Source organism: Sphingomonas sp. NFR15 (assembly GCF_900103265.1).
In the GTDB taxonomy this organism is placed as follows: Bacteria; Pseudomonadota; Alphaproteobacteria; order Sphingomonadales; family Sphingomonadaceae; genus Sphingomonas; species Sphingomonas pollutisoli.
Genome location: NZ_FMWX01000003.1, coordinates 131,074 through 152,067 on the forward strand (window position 1 = coordinate 131,074; position 20,994 = coordinate 152,067).

Annotated in this window: 18 protein-coding genes; 9 read left to right on the forward strand and 9 right to left on the reverse strand. The window is 67.1% G+C overall.

What is annotated here, in order from left to right; all coding sequences use genetic code 11:
• Positions 1-4: 4 nt before the first annotated feature.
• From BLS81_RS08730 to BLS81_RS08740, 3 genes are read right to left on the reverse strand one after another with little or no spacing between them, the layout of a single operon-like run.
• Positions 5-1,342: a GntT/GntP/DsdX family permease gene (locus tag BLS81_RS08730; protein ID WP_176787092.1), complete on the reverse strand. Its 1,338-nt coding sequence runs from the start codon at positions 1,340-1,342 to the stop codon at positions 5-7.
• Positions 1,343-1,735 (reverse strand): RidA family protein, encoded by a 393-nt coding sequence (locus tag BLS81_RS08735; RefSeq protein ID WP_093223153.1) that lies wholly within the window; start codon positions 1,733-1,735, stop codon positions 1,343-1,345.
• A gap of 14 nt (positions 1,736-1,749) precedes the next feature.
• Positions 1,750-3,198, reverse strand: coding sequence for an N-acyl-D-amino-acid deacylase family protein (locus tag BLS81_RS08740; RefSeq protein ID WP_093223155.1), 1,449 nt, complete (start codon positions 3,196-3,198; stop codon positions 1,750-1,752).
• Positions 3,199-3,276: 78 nt separating this feature from the next.
• Between BLS81_RS08740 and BLS81_RS08745 the strand changes: the two genes are divergently transcribed.
• Positions 3,277-4,512, forward strand: a complete 1,236-nt coding sequence (locus BLS81_RS08745) for an amino acid deaminase (protein ID WP_218123109.1) — start codon at positions 3,277-3,279, stop codon at positions 4,510-4,512.
• Between the two features lie 37 nt (positions 4,513-4,549).
• On the opposite strand, the gene BLS81_RS08750 is transcribed toward BLS81_RS08745, so the two are convergent.
• Both BLS81_RS08750 and BLS81_RS08755 read right to left on the reverse strand, forming a co-directional pair.
• On the reverse strand, positions 4,550-6,865 hold the full coding sequence (locus BLS81_RS08750; protein WP_256326144.1) for a GH92 family glycosyl hydrolase: 2,316 nt from the start codon (positions 6,863-6,865) through the stop codon (positions 4,550-4,552).
• Positions 6,866-6,891: 26 nt separating this feature from the next.
• Entirely contained in the window at positions 6,892-8,283 is a 1,392-nt protein-coding gene (locus BLS81_RS08755; protein WP_256326145.1) for a glycoside hydrolase family 125 protein, read from the reverse strand.
• Between the two features lie 337 nt (positions 8,284-8,620).
• Here BLS81_RS08755 and BLS81_RS08760 point away from each other — a divergent pair, with 337 nt between their 5' ends.
• Entirely contained in the window at positions 8,621-9,850 is a 1,230-nt protein-coding gene (locus tag BLS81_RS08760) for an ROK family transcriptional regulator (RefSeq protein WP_093223159.1), read from the forward strand.
• Between the two features lie 89 nt (positions 9,851-9,939).
• Here BLS81_RS08760 and BLS81_RS08765 read toward each other — a convergent pair whose 3' ends face one another.
• Together BLS81_RS08765 and BLS81_RS08770 are read right to left on the reverse strand one after the other, a co-directional pair.
• Positions 9,940-10,713, reverse strand: coding sequence for a hypothetical protein (locus BLS81_RS08765; protein WP_093223160.1), 774 nt, complete (start codon positions 10,711-10,713; stop codon positions 9,940-9,942).
• A gap of 122 nt (positions 10,714-10,835) precedes the next feature.
• Positions 10,836-11,579, reverse strand: coding sequence for a helix-turn-helix domain-containing protein (locus BLS81_RS08770; RefSeq protein ID WP_176787093.1), 744 nt, complete (start codon positions 11,577-11,579; stop codon positions 10,836-10,838).
• A 228-nt stretch (positions 11,580-11,807) separates the two neighbouring features.
• On the opposite strand from BLS81_RS08770, the gene BLS81_RS08775 reads away from it, so the two are divergent.
• Both BLS81_RS08775 and BLS81_RS08780 read left to right on the forward strand, forming a co-directional pair.
• Complete coding sequence (locus tag BLS81_RS08775) at positions 11,808-12,527, forward strand: outer membrane protein (protein ID WP_143023326.1); 720 nt, start codon at positions 11,808-11,810, stop codon at positions 12,525-12,527.
• A gap of 230 nt (positions 12,528-12,757) precedes the next feature.
• Positions 12,758-13,279, forward strand: coding sequence for a cupin domain-containing protein (locus BLS81_RS08780; protein WP_093223165.1), 522 nt, complete (start codon positions 12,758-12,760; stop codon positions 13,277-13,279).
• 120 nt (positions 13,280-13,399) lie between these two features.
• On the opposite strand, the gene BLS81_RS08785 is transcribed toward BLS81_RS08780, so the two are convergent.
• Complete coding sequence (locus BLS81_RS08785) at positions 13,400-14,182, reverse strand: anti-sigma factor family protein (protein WP_093223167.1); 783 nt, start codon at positions 14,180-14,182, stop codon at positions 13,400-13,402.
• On the reverse strand, positions 14,179-14,691 hold the full coding sequence (locus BLS81_RS08790; protein WP_093223713.1) for an RNA polymerase sigma factor: 513 nt from the start codon (positions 14,689-14,691) through the stop codon (positions 14,179-14,181). The genes BLS81_RS08785 and BLS81_RS08790 overlap by 4 nt, the downstream gene beginning before the upstream one ends.
• Positions 14,692-14,835: 144 nt before the next feature.
• Between BLS81_RS08790 and BLS81_RS08795 the strand changes: the two genes are divergently transcribed.
• From BLS81_RS08795 to BLS81_RS08815, 5 genes are all read left to right on the forward strand, one after another.
• On the forward strand, positions 14,836-15,912 hold the full coding sequence (locus BLS81_RS08795) for a catalase family peroxidase (protein ID WP_093223169.1): 1,077 nt from the start codon (positions 14,836-14,838) through the stop codon (positions 15,910-15,912).
• Positions 15,909-16,472, forward strand: a complete 564-nt coding sequence (locus BLS81_RS08800; protein WP_093223171.1) for a cytochrome b — start codon at positions 15,909-15,911, stop codon at positions 16,470-16,472. Before BLS81_RS08795 ends, BLS81_RS08800 begins: the two co-directional genes overlap by 4 nt.
• Positions 16,473-16,804: 332 nt before the next feature.
• The gene (locus tag BLS81_RS08805) at positions 16,805-17,557 is read left to right on the forward strand and encodes a response regulator (RefSeq protein ID WP_256326146.1); all 753 of its coding nucleotides are present in this window, start codon (positions 16,805-16,807) and stop codon (positions 17,555-17,557) included.
• Positions 17,558-17,562: 5 nt separating this feature from the next.
• Positions 17,563-18,573, forward strand: coding sequence for a cytochrome-c peroxidase (locus BLS81_RS08810; RefSeq protein WP_218123112.1), 1,011 nt, complete (start codon positions 17,563-17,565; stop codon positions 18,571-18,573).
• Between the two features lie 59 nt (positions 18,574-18,632).
• Positions 18,633-20,993: a DAHL domain-containing protein gene (locus BLS81_RS08815; RefSeq protein WP_176787094.1), complete on the forward strand. Its 2,361-nt coding sequence runs from the start codon at positions 18,633-18,635 to the stop codon at positions 20,991-20,993.
• The last annotated feature ends 1 nt before the right edge of the window (position 20,994 follow it).

Below are 20,994 nucleotides of genomic sequence, written 5' to 3' on the forward strand. Positions count from 1 at the left end.
GCTGCTACACCAGCGCCGATACGGCGAGCGTGAGCGCCAGCGCGATCACCGAGATCAGCGTCTCGCAAACCGTCCAACTGCGGATCGTGTCGGCGACGCTCAGCCCGAAATATTCCTTCACCAGCCAGAAGCCGCCGTCGTTGACATGGCTGAGGATGACCGATCCGGCGCCGGTCGCCACCACGAGCAATTCGGGGCGGATGCCGGGACTGGCGGCGGCGAGCGGCGCGACGATTCCGGCCGAGGTCGCCATCGCGACCGTGGCGGAGCCGGTCGCGACGCGCATCAGCGCGGCGATCAACCAGGCCAGCGCGACGATCGGCAGATGCGCGGCGGATGCCGCCTGAATGATCGCCGCCGATACGCCGCTGTCCGTCAGGATCCGGCCGAAGCCCGCGCCCACGCCGACGACCAGGGTAATCATCGCGGTGGGCGCGAGGCATTCGTTGGTGAATTTCTGGATGGTGTCGATGGTCATGCCGCGCGCGAGCCCGAGCGTCCAATAGCTGACCAGCACCGCGATGAGCAGCGCGGCCACCGGCGTGCCGACGAAACGAAGCGCGCCGTCGAGCGCGGAGCCCGGCGTCGCGACCGCCGCGGCAAGGCTCCCGGCCAGCATCAGTGCCACCGGCAGCAACAGGGTGAGGAGCGTGGTCGCGAAGCCCGGCAACGCGCGCGCCGCGCCCGCGTCGATCGGGTCCGCCACGGCGGCGGTGGACGGCGCGAGCCGTCCGACCACCAGCCGCGCGTATAGCGGGCCGGCGATCGCGGCGGTCGGTATGCCGATCACCAGCGCGAACAGCACGGTGAGGCCGACATCGGCGTGATAAGCTTGTGTCGCGAGCATCGCGGCGGGGTGTGGCGGCATCATCGCATGCACCACGGACAAGCCCGCCGCCATCGGCAGCCCGACCCGCATCGGATGCTGGCCGAGCCGCCGCGCGACGGTGAAGACGATCGGCACGAGCAGCACGAAGCCGACCTCGAAGAAGACCGGCAGGCCGATGATGAGCGCGACGGTCATCATCGCCCAATCGGCGCGGCGCGCGCCGAAAAAGCCGATCACCGTATCGGCGATCCGTTCCGCGCCGCCCGATTCGACCATCATCTTGCCGAGGATGGTACCGAGCCCGACGACGAGCGCGATATGGCCGAGCGCGCCGCCCACGCCCGCTTCGAAGGTCTTGACGATGGCACCGGCCGGAATGCCGGCGGCCAGCGCTAGCCCGAGCGAGACGAGGATCAGCGCGATGAACGGGCTGAGCCGCACCCGCACGATCAGCGCGACCAATATCGCGACCGCGCCGATCGCCTCGAGCAGCAGCGGGCCGCCGGTCGTCACTTAGGGCTTCTTCCAGGCGACGCAGTCGACCTCGACCTTGCAATCCACCACCATCTGCGAAACCACGCAGGCGCGCGCCGGCGGGTTGGCGCCGAAATATTCGCGGAACACGCGGTTGAACGACTGGAAATCGCGTGCGTCGTCGAGCCAGACGCCGCAGCGCACGACATGCTCGGGCCCGTAGCCGGCTTCGGCGAGGATCGCGATGACGTTGCGGATCGCCTGATGCGATTGCGCGACGATTCCGCCCTCGATCACCTCGCCATCGACCATCGCCACCTGACCCGAAACGTAGAGCCAGCCATCCGCCGCCACCGCACGCGCGAATGGGAGATGTTGTCCGCCGGTGCCGGTGCCGCCTTCGACGCCGTAGCGCTTTATGCCGTCAGTCATATTCTTGTCCTTCGTTATGAATGAGATGCCGCGTCTCGCCGCAGCAAGCGTCCGCCGCGCGCGCCGGTCGGCCCCTGCGCCGACAGGGTGTGAACACCGTTGACCCACACTTCATGGATTCCAGCGGACGGTTGTTCCGGCGCGTCATAGGTTGCGCGGTCCGCAATGCGGGCGGGATCGAACAACACGAGATCCGCCGCATACCCTTCGCGGACATAGCCGCGCGCCGCCAGGCCGAACCGGTCGGCGGGCAGGCCGGTCATCTTGCGGACCGCCTCGGCGACCGAGAAGAGGCGGCGCTCGCGCGCGTAATGGCCGATCACGCGCGGGAAACTGCCCCACAGCCGGGGGTGCGGACGCGGATCGCACGGCAACCCGTCCGAGCCGACCATCGTGAGCGGGTGCGCGAGGATGCGATCGACATCCTCCTCCGCCATGCAATGATAGACCGCGCCGGCCGGCTGCAAGCGCCGCGCGGCGGTGCGCAGATCGGTGCCCCAGTCGGCGGCGATATCCGCGAGCATCCGACCGGCCTGGCCCGGTTCCGGGTGCGACCAGGTGATCTTGATCGGCGTCTCGGGCACGACTTGCTTGAGGTCGAGCGTCGAGGAACTGGCGGTATAGGGATAGCAATCGCAGCCGACCGGATGATCGGCGGCAGCCGTTTCGAGCCGCGTCAGCATCTCGCGGCTGCGGCCGTACTGGCGGACGCCCGCGCATTTCAGGTGCGACACGACGACCGGCGCGGCGGCGTGCCGGCCGATCGCGAACGCTTCATCGAGCGCGGCGACGATTTCCTCCCCCTCGCTGCGCAAGTGCGTGCAATATACGGCGTCGCGGCCCCGCAACGCCTCCGCCAGTTCCATCACCTCGGCGGTGGGCGCGGCATTGGCATTGGCGTAGGCGAGGCCGCTGGACAATCCGAAGGCACCGGCATCGAGTGCCGCGTCGAGATCGCGGCGCATCGCGGCGATCTCGCCGACCGTCGCGGCACGGTCGAGCCGGTCCATATGCCGCGCGCGCAGCGCGGTGTGGCCGACCAGCGCCACGACATTGGTGGCGGGCCGCGCCTGATCGACGGCCTCCGCATAAGCGGTGAAATCGGCGTAGCGGAACTGCGCCGCGGGGCCGAGCAGGACGAGCGGATCGGCCAAGTCGCGCGCGGTGTCGAACGGCGTGCTGGCGCTGATGCCGCAATTGCCGACGACGACGGTGGTGACGCCCTGTGTCGTCTTCGCGGTCATCTCGGGCGCGGCGATGACGACGAGGTCGTCATGGGTATGCGCGTCGATGAAGCCGGGCGCGAGCGCCAGGCCGCGCGCATCGAGCGCACCGTGGGGGAGGATCGCCGCGCAGGGGCGGATCCCGGCGATGACGCCGCCTTCAAGGGCAACGTCGGCGCGGAACGGCGGCTGGCCGCTGCCGTCGAAGATGTCGGCGCCGGCGATGATGGTACGTGTCATTCCGGCCCCCAGGATCAGATCCGCATTGTCACGCCGTCGCCAGATAATGTAAACAAATTTCTTTAAGGGAGACCCGCCGTGGACGATCACCGCTTCGAACTGGACAAGGGCGTCGGGCGTGGGACGATGGTCTGGGATTTGCTGGCCGGCGACGTGCCGTTCCCCGCCGCCGTGCTCAACGAGCGGCGGATGCGGCACAACCTCGGCTGGATGCGTGCTTTCATCGATGCGTACGGGCTGTCGCTCGCGCCGCACGGCAAGACGACGATGGCGCCCAAGCTGTTCCAGCGGCAGCTCGATGCGGGGGCGTGGGGGATCACCGTCGCGACCAGCCAACAGGCGGAGGTGGCCGCCGCGCATGGGGTGCGCAGGATTTTGATCGCCAATCAGATCGTCGGCGCGGCCAACCTCGCCGCCGTCGCCGATCTCGCCGCGCTGCCGGGGATGGCGCTGTTCTGCATCGCGGATTCGGCGGCGGGGGTCGCGCTGCTCGGCGCGGCATGCCGCCGGCGCGGGGTGGTGTTGGACGTTCTGATCGAACTCGCTCCCGAACCGGACCAGCCTGGTTTTCGCACCGGCGTGCGCGATGCGGCGGGGCTGGACGCGGTGCTTGCGGAACTGGAGCGGTGGCGCGGGCATCTGCGGTTGTCGGGCGTGGAGTTTTACGAGGGCGTTCTACCCGACGAGGGCGAGGTACGGCGCTTCGTGCGGCGTGCGGCCGCGACGACGACGCGTTTGCTGGCGGAGCAGCGGTTCGACCGTATGCCCGCGATCCTCTCCGGCGCGGGGTCGGCGTGGTATGACGTGGTCGCGGACGAGACCGCGCCGCTCGCGCGGAGCGGCGCGGTCGAGATCGTGTTGCGGCCCGGCTGCTACATCAGCCACGACGACGGCCTGTATCGCATCGCGCAGGAGCAGATCCTCAAGCGCAACGCCGTCGCGCCGCGCTTCGGCGAGGCGCTGTTGCCGGCGCTGCGCATCTGGGCGGTCGTGCAGTCGCTGCCCGATCCCGCGCGCGCGATCATCGCGATGGGCAAGCGTGACGTCGCGTTCGACGCGGGGATGCCGCGCCCGGCGACCCTGTTCCGCCCCGGCCGCGACGATCGGCCCGGCGATGCGCCGCCGCATTGGGCGGTGACCGGCCTGATGGACCAGCACGCCTATCTGACGATCGCGCCGGAGGACGACATCGCGGTGGGCGACGTGATCGCGTTCGACATCTCGCATCCATGCCTCACCTTCGACAAATGGCGTCGGTTGCTGGTGGTGGATGACGATTATCGCTGCACCGAGGTGATCGAGACGTTCTTCTGAGCGCCCGCGGGCGGCGCGCGCCGCCGCCCGCGCGTGGTCACGCCTTGGTGGCGGACGGCGGGCGGTCCGCCTTCGCGGTGCCGAAGCGCGATGGCGCCGCGCCCATCACGAATTCGAGCGTGCCGCCGGCGATGAGGTCGCTGTGGGCGATCCAGTTGCGCGTCCACGACCGGCCGTTCCAGCGCACCGACTGGACGTAGGGCCGATCGGGCGCATTGCCGATGGCTTTTACGCGCAGCAGCTTGCCGGCCCCGACACGAACCTCGGCCGTATCGAACAACGGCGCGCCGAACACATAGACGCCGGTCGTCGGATCCACGGGGTAGAAGCCCAGCGCCGAGAGGATGAACCAGGCACTCATCTGCCCGCAATCGTCGTTGCCGATCACGCCGTCGGGATCGTCCTTGTACATCTCGACGCACAGCCGGCGCACCATCGCCTGCGTCTTCCACGGCGTGCCGACGAAGGCGTAGAGATAGGGCGCATGTTGGTCGGGTTCGTTGCCATGTGCATATTGTCCGACCAGTCCGGCGATGTCGGGCGGCGCGTTCGCGGGCAGCGTCGAGGGTGCGTTGAAGAGTGCGTCGAGCTTGGCCTCATAAGCCGCATCGCCGCCGAAATGCGCGATCATGCCGTAGATGTCGTGCTGGTTGAGGAACGTCGCCTGCCAGCCGTTCGCCTCGGTATAGTCGCGCCAGCGCGGCTCGGGCATATGGCCGAGCTGAACCGGGTCATAGGGTGCCCACCAGCTTCCGTCGGCGAAGCGGGGCCGCGCGAAGCCGATCTTCGCGTCGATGACGTTGCGCCAGTTGCCGCTGCGCTGGCGCAAAGCGGCCGCATCGGCCTTCGCGCCGGCCGCGTCCGCGAGGATCGCCATCGCGTGATCGTCATAGGCATATTCCTGCGTGCGGCTGACCGATTCCTTCACCTTGTCGGCGGGGACGTAGCCGAGCCGGAAATAGGGTTCCCGGCCGAGCGTGGCGCGGCTGTCCTTGAACGCCGGATCGAAGGCATGTTTGCGGATGTTGGGCCAGGCGGCGGCATAATCGGCCGGGATGCCCTTGCGATATGCCTCGGCGAGCACGACCACCGAATGCGTGCCGTTCATGCAACCGGTCTCGAACCCCTGGAGCGGCCATGTCGGCGGGCCATAGGGGCTTTGCTGCGTCTGGCGAATGAGGTCGTGAACGAAGCGCTGGGCCATGTCGGGGCGCACCAGCGTCATCAGCGGGTGCAGCGCGCGATACGTGTCCCACAACGAATAGGCGCTGTAGGCGCGTTCGCCGGCGGGCAAGGTACGGACCTGCTGATCGAGCCCGACATAACGGCCGTCGCGATCGCTGAACAAGGTCGGCCCCATGAAGGCGTGGTAGAGCGCGCTCGCCATGATCGTGCGCTGTGCCTGGGTACCGCCGGAGACGCGGACGCGGTCGAGCGTCTCCGCCCAGGTCCGGCGCGCGGCGGTGCAGGCGGCATCGAACGCCCAGCCGGGCGCCTCCGCCAGCGCATCGCGCGCGCCCGCCACGTCGACCGCCGAAATGCCGGTCTTGACGAGGATCGGAGCGCTTCCGGCATCGTCGAAGAACAGCGCGACCTTCAGCCGGTGGCCCGATACGCCGCGCGCGCCTGCCGGGGCGGCGGTGTCGCCGTCGCCGAAGAACTGCACGCGGTCCGGCTTGCGCGAAAGGTGCATCGCGAAGTGGATGTGGCGGCCCTCCGCCCAGCGGAATACCTGGCGGCTACCGCTCAGCACGCCGTCCTCGCCAAGGGCGAGCGACGCATTCTCGATGCGGATCGGCTCGTCGGCGCTCTCCTGCTTGCAATGCGCGAAGTCGATCAGGATATGCCCGGCGCCGGCGGGGAAGGTGTAGCGGTGCAGCCCGGTGCGTTCGGTGACGGTCAACTCCGCGAGCACGCCCGATTCGAGTTTGACGCGGTAATAGCCGGGCTCGGCATGTTCGCCGGAATAGCGCTGGCGATAGCCGGCGGACGGGTTTTCCGGCGTGCCGGCTTGCAGCTTGAGCGGTCCGCGCGTCGGCACGACCAGCACGTCGAGCATGTCGCCGATACCGGTCCCCGACAGATGCGTGTGCGAAAAGCCCATGATCGAGCGATCCGACTGGTGGTAGCCGGAACATGCGTCCCAACCCGCATTGTTGGTGTCGGGCGAGAGCTGGACCATGCCGAACGGCATCGTCGCGCCGGGGAAGGTGTGGCCGTGGCCGCCCGTGCCGACGAACAGATCCGGCTCGGTCGCGGCCGGTGACTGGGCGCGGCCGACGCCGGGGATGGCGGCGGCAAAGGCGGCGAGCGCGGAACCCCCAAGAAGCTCGCGACGGTTGGCACGGATCAAGCGAATGTCTCCTTGGAGATTTGCGGTCAGAAGGTTTGCGCGAGCAACGCGGGGCGGCGGCGCTCGAGATCGAGGATCAACTCGCCGAACAGGCCGTTCGCCCAGGCGAACCATGGCCGCGAATAGCGCGTCGGGTCATCGCGGTCGAAAGACTCGTGCATGAAGCCGGTGCCGGCGTGGGTGGTCTTCAGCCACGTCAGGCACTGCCGGATCTCGCGGTCGTCGTCGCTCGTCATCGCGCGCGCGATGATCGACATCGGCCAGATCATGCCGAGGCCCTTGTGCGGGCCGCCGATGCCGTCGGCCGCCGCGCCCGTGAAGAAATAGGGATTGCGCGCGCTCCACGCCAGCGCACGGGTGCGGCGGTACAGCGGGTCGTCGCGCCGCGCAGCCCCGAGCAACGGCAGCGCCGACAGGCTCGGTATGTTCGCGTCGTCCATGAAAAGCGCGTTGCCGAAGCCGTCCACTTCATAGGCCCAGACCGTCCCGCCCGCGCCATCCGACATGCGGCCATGCGACCGCAGCGCCGCGTCGACCGCATCCGCCAGCGCGCGGCAGTCGGCGGCGGCGGCCGTATCGTGCCGGGCCTCGGCATGAACCTGCGCCAGCATCCGCAGCGCCGCCACCGCGAACAGGTTCGAGGGGATCAGGAAGGGGAGCGTGCAGGCATCGTCCGACGGGCGGAACATCGAATGGATCAGCCCGACCTTGCGGGTCGGCGCGCCGACGCCCTTCAGCATCAGCGTCTCGGTGGCGTGGCGGTTGACCCGCTCGAACCGGTACGGGCCGTCGCCATGCAACCGCTGCTGCGCGCGCATCGTCGCCACGGCGCGCGCCATCGCCTGCGACCAGAGCGCGTCGAAGGGCGTCGTGTCGCGGGTCGCCGTCCAATAGGCATGCGCGAGCCGCATCGGATAGCACAGCGAGTCGAGCTCCCATTTGCGTTCCGCGACGCCGGGTTTCATCTCCGTCAGATCGTCGATCGCGCCGAGGTTCGATTGCGCGTTCGGATCGGCCATGAAGGCGTTGGCATAGGGGTCGATCAGCACGCAGCGCGCCTGCCGTTGGATGACCCCCTGGAACAGCCGGCGCAGATCGGCGTCGCGCGGCGTGAGGTGGACGTAGCTCTGTAGCTGGGCGGAGCTGTCGCGCAGCCACATCGCCTCGATGTCGCCGGTGATGACGAACGTATCCGGCTTACCATCGACCGTACCGGGGCGGACAGTGGTGTCGAGCGTGTTGGGGTAGCAATTCTCGAACAGCCACCCGATCTCGGAATCGGCGATGCGGGCGCGCACCCGCGCGATCTCCTGCTCGACGGCTCGGCTGATGAAGCGCCGCTCGCCCGGCGGCGGACGGCGCGTCGGGCGGATCGTATCCGCCGCCTGTGCCGAGGCGATCGGTGCCAAGGGCGCCAACGCGCCGATGGCGAGGAGATCGCGACGGCTGATCCAAGCTGACGGTCCGCTCGGTGCTGGCGCCACGATATTCCCTCTCTTGCCTTGCGCGGTGGCGGATGCGCGACCGCGGCCGCCCCGGCGCGATCCGCCGAAGAGACCGGCAACCCTTGGATGGGCTGCTTCGGTGCCGAGGCTAGGACCAGCCCGCCGCCGGATCAAGCATATTTAATAAAATAATTTTTGTTTAGGCGGCGCGTTGCGTCTTAGGCTTAGGGTCGACAACGTGGAAAGGTGGATAGATACGCGCGTCGGCCCGGCAGAGGGTGCTGGTACGGGGCGTCGAAGGGGCAGTGCGATGACGATGGACATGCAACGGGATGCTCCGCGCGATACGCGTGGCGCGCGGCTGGCCGTATCGCTTTCGGGAACCAACCTCGCGCGCGCCAGCGACTATAACCAGCGTGTCGTGCTTCAGGCGATCCGATCGAGCAGCGAGACCACGCGCGTCGAGTTGAGCCGCATGACCGGGCTGACCGCGCCGACCATCGCCAACATCACGCGCCGCCTGATGGATGCCGGGCTGGTCAAGGAGATCGGACGGTTGCAGGGGCCGCGCGGTCAACCGGCGATCCGCCTCACGATCGATGCGCTCGGCTGCGTCGCGATCGGGCTCAACATCGATCGGGATCACCTCACGCTGGTGGCGCTCGATCTCGCCGGGCAGGTCCGTGGCCGGATTTCGCGCGACATCGCGTTCGCGCTCCCCGAGGACGTCGTCGCGTTCGTGGCCGACGGACTCGACCCGTTGCTGGCCGAGGCGGGCGTGGGCCGCGACCGCGTGCTCGGCGTCGGCGTGACGCTGCCGGACGATCTCGGCAGCATCGCCTTGCCCGGCCGCCCCGAAACGTATGAGCGCTGGGCCGAGCTTTCGGTCGCGGACCTGCTCGCGCCGATGTTGCCGTGGCCGGTGCTGGTCGACAACGACGCCGCCGCCGCCGCGATCGGCGAGGCGCAATCGGGCGCGGGGCTGGGGCTGGCGAGTTTCTTCTACATCTTCATCAGTTCGGGGCTCGGCGGCGGGTTGATGATCGATCGGCATTACGTCGAGGGGGCAAACCGCCGCAGCGCCGAACTCGGCCTGCTCCCCGATGTGACGAGTTCACGGCCGGGCGCGCTGGTGCAGGATGTCGTCTCGCTTTCGGCATTGATGCAATATCTCGCGCGGGCGGGGTGCGATATCGACAGCCCATCGCGCATCGATCCTGCCGATCCCGCCGTCAAGCGCGTCATCGACCGGTGGGTCGAGGACGCCACGCGCGCGCTGATCGCGCCGATCGTCAACATCAACTGTTTGATCGATCCGCACGCGATCATCATCGGCGGCCGGCTGCCGGACTTTCTCGTCGATGATCTGATCGAACGCCTCACGGCGCGCTTGGCCGAGATGCGCCTGCCGGCCGTCGCGCCGATTTCCCGCGCCGCGATGGCGGGCGACGCGTCCGCGATCGGCGCCGCCATCCTCCCGTTCCTTGATCAACTGCTGCCGTCCGACGCGATCCTCATGCAGGCGGGCCGCGCGGCCTGACGCAGCGGAGCGATGGTGGCGGAACGACCGCTATGTAAGCGGGCGTTTTTTCACGCTGGACGGGATTGGCCGAAGCTGCTGTGCCCCCGTTATGGGACGCCGAGTTCCTCGATGGGCACGCGCACCTCGATAAGGCGCCATACGACCGCGCCCGGACGGGGTTCGGCTACGCCCTCCGAAAACGTTGCCTCTCCGATCAGCAGCTTGTTGAACTCCTCTCCGCAAAGAGCGCCCGCCAAGGTTCCCTGGGGCCCCAGTCCGAAGGTGCCGCCGCCTTCTCCCTTGACGGTGGCGATCTTGTTCCCGAGTTTCAGGGCCGACAGATTTTCGTAAATCAGTCCGTCCGGGTCGATGAACTCGACCAGCCAATTCTGGGTCTTTTTCTCGCCCATGTACTTCCGCGCGTAGCTCGCATTGGGCGCGATACCGAGATAGCCATTATCCTGCGGCATATCGACGGTGACGTTCAAAGCCTTTTTCAGCGGGTTGGCGCCCTTTTTGCCCTTCTTCTCCTTCGCCTGTTTAACGGCCTCTTCGGCGGATATCTGCGTGGCGGAAGGACGCAGGTCGGAAGGAGTGAGATGCAGCTTCCCGTTCTGCACGAGGTGACGGAACTCATATTTGTCCATCGCCCGATACCAGTGTCTCGCCTGGTCCGCTTTCACGCCGTCCTCGGGGCCATTGTTGTACTGGCGCTCCTCGATGACGGCCATTGGCATCTTGCCACCCGTGACGCGCTTCGTGCTCAGCGCACCGGCGGCGACGTATTGCCTTACCTTATTGTCTATCTCGTCGGTGCTAGCAGCGAACGTCGCGCCGATGATGTGGTTCTGGACGCCTGTGGCGGTTACGCTGTTCGGCATTGTGGGGCGGCTCCGACGGTTTTGCGGCGGTCTTAGCCCCGTCTGCCGACCGTTTGATTGCGGAGTTCCGCTTTGTTGTTACCGTTGAAGTGAAGGTGGCGGCATGCGCTTGCCGTATCACCTCAGACGTGCCGCCGACGCTTGCGGTGCTGTCCCGGAGACGCGCCCATGACTTTGCGAAACGCCGCGATGAACGCTTGTGCGCTTTCATAACCGACGGTGAGCGCGACGTCCTGGACCGACGCGTCCTCGGCGAGCAGGGCGAGCGAACGGTAGATGCGGACGTGTTGGCGATACTGCCGGAAGTTAAGACCCGTCTGCGTGACGAACAGTCGGAGCAGAGTTCGTCGAGCCGTGCCCGATTCTTCCGCGAAGTTCGCGAGTGACCGTGGATCGGCCGGATCGTCTATGATCGCTTGCGCAATCCAACGCGCGCGTGGATCGGCTGGCAGTCGCACCTCGGGATTCGCGAGGTCTGAGCGGCACATCTCCGAAAGAAAGAGCGCGTGCATGTCCCGAACGGTCGCGGGAACCGCATCGTGCTGAGCGATCGCGTATAGCAGCGGACTCAATCGTAGCGCATGGATCTCTCCGCCGAAACGCCGGTCCGTTTCGAGAATACGCACGTCACACGCGCCGCGGGCCGTCACGGACAGGTCCGTACCCGGTGGCACCACGAGCACATGACCCATGGGCGTGATGCGAACCGATCCTTCGTGCTCACGCGTAATCGCGCCCGCCAGTATCGCGATCGCGATCGTAAAAGGCCGAGCATCAACGCGCAGGACTTGACCCGGCGAAAGCGCCAACGGCCTGATGTGCTCCGAAGGTTTCTCCGACAGGTCTGGCTTATCATGCAAGAGCATGCAGTTTAGACGCATGTTCGAAATGCTTGCTCAATCATCCTTATGTTACAGACGACACGCGCGGAAACATATTCCGCCCTATCGGCTTGCAGCGGTAAGATCTTCGCCGTTTTTGGCTCAATCGCACAATTGTGTGGCGCTTCACAGAACCGCGATGTCTGCGGAGCCAGTCTAAGAGCGCGCCATCGGCACGCGAATCGCTGCCGATCAGGTCAAGAGGAAGATATGTTGAAATCTACGGTCATCGCGCTCGGGTTGGCGAGCGTCTTCGCGGTTGCTCCGGCGTTTGCCCAGGACGGGCCGGACGCGCCGCAACCGGAAAAGCGGTTCTATGTCGGCGGGTTCCTGGGGGATCGCTTCGGCAGCGGCCAGACCTTCAGCGGCGCCAACATCACCGGGCAGCCGCGCGTGATCGAAACGCCGACCAAAGCAGACATCACCGGCGGCGTGATGATCGGCGCGGTCGCCGCACAGGGCGACTGGGGTCGCGTGCGCGTCGAGGGCGAACTGAGCGCGAGCCAAAACTCGATCAAGCGACTGGTGTTGAACAACGTGCGGCGCGAGTTGCTGGAGGGGCGCAAATCGATCACGAGCGAGATGGTCAACGTCATGTACGACACGCCGAAGATCGCCAACCTCGTTCGGCTCTCGGCGGGCGGCGGCGTCGGTAACGCCTCGATCGACTATGACATCCGCTACAACGTCTCGGCATCCGGCCCGGCGATCAATATCCCCACCAGCGTCTCCGGGCACCTCGCCTGGCAAGCGATCGGCGGCGCTTCGGTCGCGCTTGGCCGCCGTGTCGAGTTGACCACGGACGTCCGCTACCTGCGCGTCAGCGAACATCAGGTCGAACGTTTCAACGCGACCGCAGGCACGCTCGATTCGGTTCTGGGCACGCGCTACCATAGCTTGGCGGCGACCGCGGGCTTCCGTTTCTATCTTTGAGCGCGAACCGGCCCGTCAAGGGAACCGAGTCGGCCATCGCGGCTGGGCGACGATCCTGCTACCGTTTGCAGCAGCATCGTCGCCTGCGCTTCGAGGTGGTTAGGCGGTCACCGCCGGCGGGCCGGGCGTCGCCGTGACGCCTACCATTGCAACCGTTCGGTCCTTGCGACCAAATCGGCGCACCGATATCCGTGCGACCTATAACCGAAAACGATCCCGCCGTGGGCCGCATGATCGGGACCATCCGAAAGAACCAGCACAACATGAGCGACGATCGTGGCGTTGATCTGATCCGAGTGGCGAAGGGCGAGGGCAGTCGTTTCGCCGTCGCCGGAGCCGATCTGACGTGGAAGATCCGCGGGCAGCAAACGGACGGCAAGTTTTGCATGTTCGAACAGGTGCTCGAGCCCGGAACGGGTGTGCCGCTCCACACGCACAGCTATTCCGAAGCCTTCTATGTGTTGAGCGGGACGATCGAGTTCGCTTCGGAGGGCGGCGTCTGGCAATGTGCGGCGGGCGATGTCGTTATCGCGCCGGCGCAGGCGAAACACACGTTTCATAACCGGGGCGATGAGACGGCTCGTTTGCTGAGCATCTCCGTTGTGGGCCATGAACGGTTTTTCGATGCGGTCGAGCAGGCGGATCGGGCGGAGCCATTCTCCGCGCTAGCTCCGGAAGCGGCGATGGCACGGGTCGTGGCGATCGGCTCTGAAACCGACACCAACTTCGTGCTCGGTGAGAAGGCGCGCTGACGCGGTCGACGCGCCCTACGTCAAACTCGGTGCCTGCTGCGCGAGCGTCAACTGAGGTCATGCATCAAGGCAGACGCGTGCGGATGCGCAAGCTGAGTCGGCCCCTCTCTTTAAGGCGTCTCAGGTCCGTTCGAATTGCGTGCGGATCATGTCGGCCACGTTGTGGAGCGTGTCGCCGCCATCGCCATTGCCACTGAAGATGCCGAACCCCATCCCGTTATCGGCCCAAGTCCAGCCGCGCACGCCGCCTTCCTTGCGGGGAACCATCTTGTCGGTGCGATCGACCTGCATCGGACGGACATAGACCGCGACCCGCCCGCCATCGGCATAGCGATAGAGATAAAGCCCGGCGGGCCCGTGTTCGGACGCGACGAGCCGGCCACCGATCAACTCCAGCCCGGCACCGCGCAGATCGGGGGCCTTGATCGGCCGTGAAAGCCGCGCGGAGATCCAACCGTCGAGCGCGCCACGCTGGCTGGCGGCGATCTCCACCGGGTGAAGGGTGTCGCTGGCATAGACCGAGTAGCTCGCCGCCGCCTCGCGCGCGAGCGCCGCGGTCCCGACCGTGGGCGGCGCGCTCCATCCGCGCAGCATCCATCCGCCCGCGCCGCCGAGCAGCAGCAGCGCGGCCACGTTCGCCGCGAAGGCAGGGCGCGCGCGCGCGAACCAGCGGGCGCGTGGCGCCTCGCGCAATCGCAGGTCGAGTGCCGGGGGCAGCGGTTCATCGACGATCGGATCGAGCGCCCGGCGTAGCGCGTCCCGCTGTGAACGATAGGCAAGCAGCCGGGCCGCTTCCTCCGGGCGTGCCGCCAGCCACGCGGCGACGGCGACCTCCCGATCCGGCGCAAGCCGGCCATCGACATGCGCCTGAAGTTCGGCCTCGGTGACGGAAATGTCGCTCATGATACGATCCGCAGCGCCGGGCGTGCGCCGACGCTCTCCCCCGCCAGCATCCGCCGCAAGCGTTCGCGCGCGCGCGACAGACGCGACATCACCGTTCCCATCGGCACGTCGAGTATCAGGGCCGCTTCGGCGTAGCTCAGCTCTTCGACCCCGACCAGCAGCATCACGGTGCGTTGTTCCTCCGGTAGTGCCGCGACAAGCGCGAGAATGTCGTCCCGCGCGATCGCCGCGTCCTGACGCGCGGGTGTCGCCAGCCGCCCCTCGGGCAGTGTGTCGATCGGCTCGGCGGTGCCGCGCCGCTTGCCCTGCCGCAAGCGATCCAACGCCAGATTGTGGAGGATGGTGAACAGCCAGGCCCGCACGCTCGCCGCTTCGCGCCGCTGCGCCCAACGCGCGATGGCGCGCTCCAGCACGTCCTGCACCAGATCGTCGGCATCCTCCCGATCGCGCAGCAGCGCGCGGGCATAGCGGCGGAGCGCCGGGATCAGCGGCTGGACGAGGGAAATCATCTCGGCGCTCGGTTGCATCGGTCGGTACATAGTCGATGAGACGCCGGGTGGCGCCTTTTATTCCCGCGATCTTTTGTTCGATTGCAGATGGAATAAAAACGGCGCGGCATCGTCTCACTCTCGAAGATCGCGAAAGGACCAGGTATGCCAGCCCATCAACGTTCCATTGCCGGGCAGGCCGCGCTGATCGGCGCGGTCGTGTTGCTGCTCGTCGCGGGCTTCGCCTGGGCGGCGGGGTGGATCGGCCCCAGGCGGATCAGCGGCGGCGACATCACCGCCGCGCTCGACGCCAATGGCGGCAAGCATCCGGGCTACCGGCGCGCGCACGCCAAGGGGCTGTGCCTGAGCGGCCACTTCGATGCGAACGGGGCTGGCAGCGAACTCTCCTCGGCGCGCGTGTTCGCGCGGGGCGGCTATCCGGTGATCGGGCGCTTCTCGCTCGGCGGTGGCAATCCGCTCGCGACCGACGGCCGCAACGTGTTCCACGCCATGGCGCTCCAGGTGAAGGCACCGGATGGGCAGGAGTGGCGGCTGGCGATGGACCACACGCCGATCTTCCCGGTCGCCGACGTCCCCTCGTTCATCGCGCTGCAAAAGGCGACTACGCCCGACCCGACGACCGGCAAGCCCGATCCGGCGGTGATGAAGCCGTTCCTGCAAGCGCATCCCGAGGTGAAGGCGTTCCAGGATTATATGGCCAAAGCCGTGCTGCCCGACAGTTTCGCCAATGCGACCTATTACAGCATCAACGCCTTCCGCTTCACGGACGGGCGCGGGCAGACCCGCTTCGTGCGCTGGCAGTTCGTTCCCGAGGCGCCGCTCGCCGGGCTCGACAAGAAAGCGCTCGGCACGCTGCCGCGCGATTATCTCATCCGGGAGATGATCGCGCGCACCGCGCGTGGCCCGTCACGCTGGCATCTGCAGCTTGTCGCCGCCAACCCGGGCGATAAGACCGATGACGCGACGGTGGCGTGGACCGGCCCGCACCGCACCGTCGATGCGGGCACGCTGGTGCTGACCGGCGTGCAGCCCGAGGAGAATGGCGCGTGCCGCGATCTGAACTTCGACCCCACCATCCTGCCGCCTGGCATCGCCATCTCCGACGATCCGCTGCTCGCGGCGCGCTCGAAGGCCTATTCCTCCTCCTTCACCCGGCGCGCGGGTGAGACGCCGGGGCCGAGCGCCATTGGCCAGGATCTCGCCAAGGAGCATGTACGATGAACCGCCGCTCGCCCGATTTTCACCCGGCGCTGCGTACGCTGCACTGGCTGATGGCCGCGATGGTGCTCACCATGTTGTTCATCGGCGTCGGCATGGTCTCCACGTCGGGGCCGGCTTATGTGACGTTGCTCGCGCTGCACCGCCCGGTCGGCATCGTCATCCTCATTCTCGTGCTGATCCGGCTGCCGCTGCGACTGTTCACCGGCGCGCCAGCCTTGCCCGACGATCTGCCACCGCAGCAGAAGTTCGTCGCCAAGGCGTCGCACGTCCTGCTCTACGCCAGCATGGTCGCGATGCCGCTGATCGGGTGGGCGATGCTGTCGGCCGGTGGCTACCCCGTGCATGTGACGAAGGCGATCATCCTCCCGCCGATTCTGCCGCACGACCTGCCGGTCTATGCCTTTCTGCGCGAGGCGCACACGATCATAGCCTTGCTGTTCTTCGCGTTGATCGTCGCGCATCTCTCCGCCGCGCTGATGCATGGGCTGATCCGCCGCGATGGAGTGTTGAGGAGCATGACGAGTGGTCATCACGCAGATGCAAGCGCGGAACGCAGGTAACACGGTCTCGCGGTCATCCGGTTCGCTCTCGCCGCCTTGCCCGACGAAAGCGGAGGATCGCAGGCTGAGCGCGGCTCACGTCGGGCTGAGCTCGAACCACCTCGCGATTCGTCGCGTCAGCGCCTAGCGGAGCAGCCGGATGCAATATTTCGTAATGTTCGGCCGGGGCGCGATCGGTTCGCCGCGTGCTCCATCATCCCGGAACCAAGAACGGTGCTGAACGGCGCCACAGGAGGCTCGCGTCGGCGAAAGGAGGCGCGTCCGATCCTCGCCCCTTCGCCCGAGCTCGACGCGGCCGCCGCTTCATCTCAAATGATCACGGAGCCAACCCCATGGGCATGATCGACGTCAGCAGCGACATTCTGGCGAAAAAAGCGCCACGCGTTCTCATCGTCGATGACGATCCCGCCATGCAGCGGTTGATCGCCGAATGCATCAACGGCCATAACATGCGTGCCGTGGTCGCCAGCGACGGGCAGGCGATGTTCCGGGCGATAGCGGCGCGCGAACCCGATCTCATCATCCTAGATCTGCACCTCGGCACCGACGATGGGCTCGATCTGTTGCGGAACCTGCGCACGCGCAGCGTCGTGCCGGTGATCCTCATCACCGGCCACCGGCGTGAGGAGATCGACCGCATCATCGGCCTGGAACTGGGCGCTGACGATTACATCACCAAGCCGTTCAGCCTGCGCGAACTGCTCGCCCGCTCGCGCGCGTTGCTGCGCCGCCGCACCATGGACACGCTGCATCCGGTGCGGCGAGAGGAACAGCGTTACACTTTCCTGGGCTGGCAGTTCGACCAGCGTGCGCGGCAACTGACCACCCCGGCCGGCGAGACCGTGACGATCACCAAGGGCGAGTTCGCGCTGCTGAGCGCGTTCGTCGCCGCGCCGCGCCGGCCGCTGTCGCGCGAACATCTGCTTCAGGCGACGCGCGTGCATGAAGACGTCTATGATCGCAGCATCGACGTGCAGATCCTGCGGCTGCGGCGCAAGCTCGAGATCGACGCGAGCAATCCGCAGTTGATCCGCACCGAACGCGGGGTGGGCTACATCTTCGATGCCGATGTGCAACTCGTCTAGCGGCGATGTTCCGCTTTCCGCCCTTCCTCATCTTGTGCGCGGCATCGGCGGCGTTCGTCGTCGCTGCGGTGACGACGGAGCATGCGGGCGCCCGCGCCGAGATGACGCAAGCCCAGACGCAAGCCCAGATGCAAGGCGAGGATGCGGACGATTTCGGCCGTGACGAGCCGATCAGCCCGTTGCCGCGCACGGTGCCGGCCGAGACGGCCCGCATCCGATTGGGGGCGGAGCTGTTCGGCGATCCGCGACTGTCCGAACATGGCCGGGTGAGCTGCGCGTCCTGCCATGATCTCGAGACCAACGGCGCGACGGGCGACAGGGTGGATCGCGGCGACGACGGCACGGCGTCGTCGTACAACACGCCGACCGTGTTCAACGCGGGGTTGAACTTTCGGCGCAACTGGGAGGGCCGGCCGCGGACCACGGCTCAACTGCTGAACCGCATCTTTCGCCTCGGGCGGTTGATGGGCCGATCTCCCGAACCGGGCCTGCGCCGGCTTCGCGCCGATCGTGCGATGAGCGCGCGGTTCCGCGCGGTTTACAAGCGCGATCCAGATGAAGCCGCGGTGTCCGACGCGCTGATCGCGTTCATGGCGACGCTGACCACGCCCGACGCCCGCTTCGATCGATGGCTGCGCGGCGATGCCGGCGCGCTTTCCGCACAGGAGAAGCGCGGTTATGCGCGCTTCAAGGCGGTCGGCTGCGCCTCATGCCATCAGGGCCGCAACGTCGGCGGCAACCTCCTCGAACGCCACGGCATCTTCCACCAAAGCACGATCAACAAGCCGCAACTGCTGCGTGTGCCGAGCCTGCGCAACGTCGCCGTGACCGCTCCCTATTTCCACGATGGCCAGGCGAAGGAACTGCCGATCGCAGTGCGGACGATGGGGCGCGCGCAGCTCGACGTCCTGCTCAGCACCCGCGACGCCTCTGACATCGCGGCCTTCCTGCGGACTTTGACCGGGCAGTATCGTGGCCGTGATCTGCGGCAGGCCGCCGCGAGGCCGGATTCTTGAAGTGGCTGGCACCGCTTCGCGTCGCGATGATCTGCACGGCCATCGCAACGGCGATCCTCATGGTCGCTCAGTTCTTGACCTATAATGCCGATCGACCCTGGCCCGACCGCGCGATGCAGGCGCTCGACCGGCTGGCGCTGGCGGATCGTTCGGTCGAACGGGACGTGCTGAGCGCCCGCGCCGGGCTGTTCAGAAACTATGATTCGGTGACGAACAACGCGCTGCTCGCCAGCACGGCGGTCGATGAACTGCGCGCGCTGACCCGCGAGCAGGGCGATCTTGCCCGCAAGACGCAAGCGCTCGGCGACCGCATTCACGCGCGCGAGGAGGTGGTGGAGCAGTTCAAGACCGATAATGCCTTGGTCCAGAACGCGCTGGCCCGCTTCGCCGAGACGAGCGAAAGCTTGCGATCGGGCGACAGCCGGGTGGAGCGGCTGGCGATCGAGTTGATGCGGCTGACGCTGCATACCGGCGACGGTGTTCCCGAGGCGACCCGCCAACGCCTGCGTCTTCTCGTCTCCGGGCCGGGCGAGATGTCTCGACCGGAGAAAAGCGAGTTCGCCGATCAGGCGCGCCTGCTGGTGGACTTGCTGCCGGAGGTCGATCGTCTCCTCGTGCAATTGAAGTCGCTGAACAGCGACGGGCTGATCGAATCGGTCCGTCGCGGGATTGCCGTACAGCAAGATCTCGACGCGGCACGGCGTCTGTATCAGTTGATCGCGTTGGCGGTAACGTCGGCCCTGACGCTGTTGATCGCGACGGCGTTCATCCTGTTGATGCGGGTGCGCGCGCGCAGCGCCATCCATCAGGCCGAGAACGAGCGGCTCAGCGCCACGGTCGCGCGCATCCTGCTCGATCCGATGACGCTGTCGCTGCAAGAGCGGATCATACGCTCCTTGCAGGAGCTGGCCTCCCATGCCGGCGCCAACCGGGGATTTCTGGTGATCGGCGATCCGATCGAGCGGACCTATGAATGGCCGGGCGGGGGCAACGCCCGCCCTGGCTGGTCGATTCTGCTGGAAACACTCGACCGGGATCTGTGGCGCGACGACTTGATCGAGCGGATCGACGCGATTCCCAATATCGGCGGCAATCATGTCGATGACCCCCGGGCGTGTGCGATGTTGCTGCGCACGACCGAGCCGACCCCTGCTATCCTCGGTTTCCGGCGCAACGACGGCCCGTTCGAACTGCGTCCCTATGTGGTCGCGGGCTTGCGCGTGGCGTTGGCGGCGATCCTCCAGGCGGTGGAGCGCGAACGGCTGGAGGGTGACCGCATTCGTCTCGAGCGGACGCTCGCGCGGGCGCGGCGCATGGAAACGGTCGGCGCGATGGCAAGCGGCATCGCGCACAATTTCAATAACATCATGGGTGCGATCGCCGGCTTCAGCGAATTGGCGCTGACGCGCACCCGGCCGGGATCGGCGGTGCGCCGCAATCTCGAGGAAATCGAATCCGCAGTGAATCGCGCGCAGCAACTCGCCGAGCAGATCCTGGGCTTCGGCCGCCGCGCGCACGAACAGGACGTCATCGCCATCGCCGATCTTGTCGGGGAGGCGGTCCGGCTGTTGCGCGCGACGCTGCCGGAGGGTTTCACCGTAAACGTGCGAGAGCCGATCCCCGAAGCGTTGATCGAAGGGAGCGAGGCGCAGCTTCAACAGGTGTTGCTGAACATCGGCACCAATGCCGCCCATGCCATGCCGACCGGTGGCAGGATCGACGTCTGCGTCGAGCTTCACGCCTTCGATCATGCGCTGCCGATGAGCCACGGATCGCTCGAGCCCGGGCATTACGTGCTCATCTCCATCGCCGACCAGGGCATCGGGATGAGCGCCGATCAGGTCGAGCAGATCTTCCAGCCGTTCTACACCACGCGGCCGAGCGGCACCGGTCTCGGCCTATCGACCGCATGGGAGGTGGTGCAGGATCGGCAAGGCACGATCGATGTGGAGAGCGAACCCGGTGTCGGCAGCCGCTTCATGGTCTGGCTGCCGGTACTGCGGCTCGACCGTATCGAACTGACGCCGGCGATCTTCGCGTCGCTCCAGGGGCGGGGCGAACGGGTCGCGCTGGTCGCCGCGGATGCGAGCCGACCGCTGCTGGAGGAACAACTCGCCATCCTCGGCTACGAACCGCTCGGCGCGGCGAACGCGGTCGACGCCGCGACCATCATCGACGCCTGCCTGCGCGCTTCGGCCGATGCCCTGTTGCTGGTGCAGCCGGAACCGTCGCTCGTCGCCGCGCTGGCCCATGCCTCCGCCGCCCAGGCGCTCGCGATACCCGTCCTTATTTCGGGCGCAGCCGACGCTTCGGCGGACGACTTTCGCCAGATCACGTGGCCGCTGCGCGAAGGCGAACTCGCGGCGGCGCTGAAGCTCGCGCTGCACGGATCGGCCGAACCGGCGAGCCATCCCGCCTGAA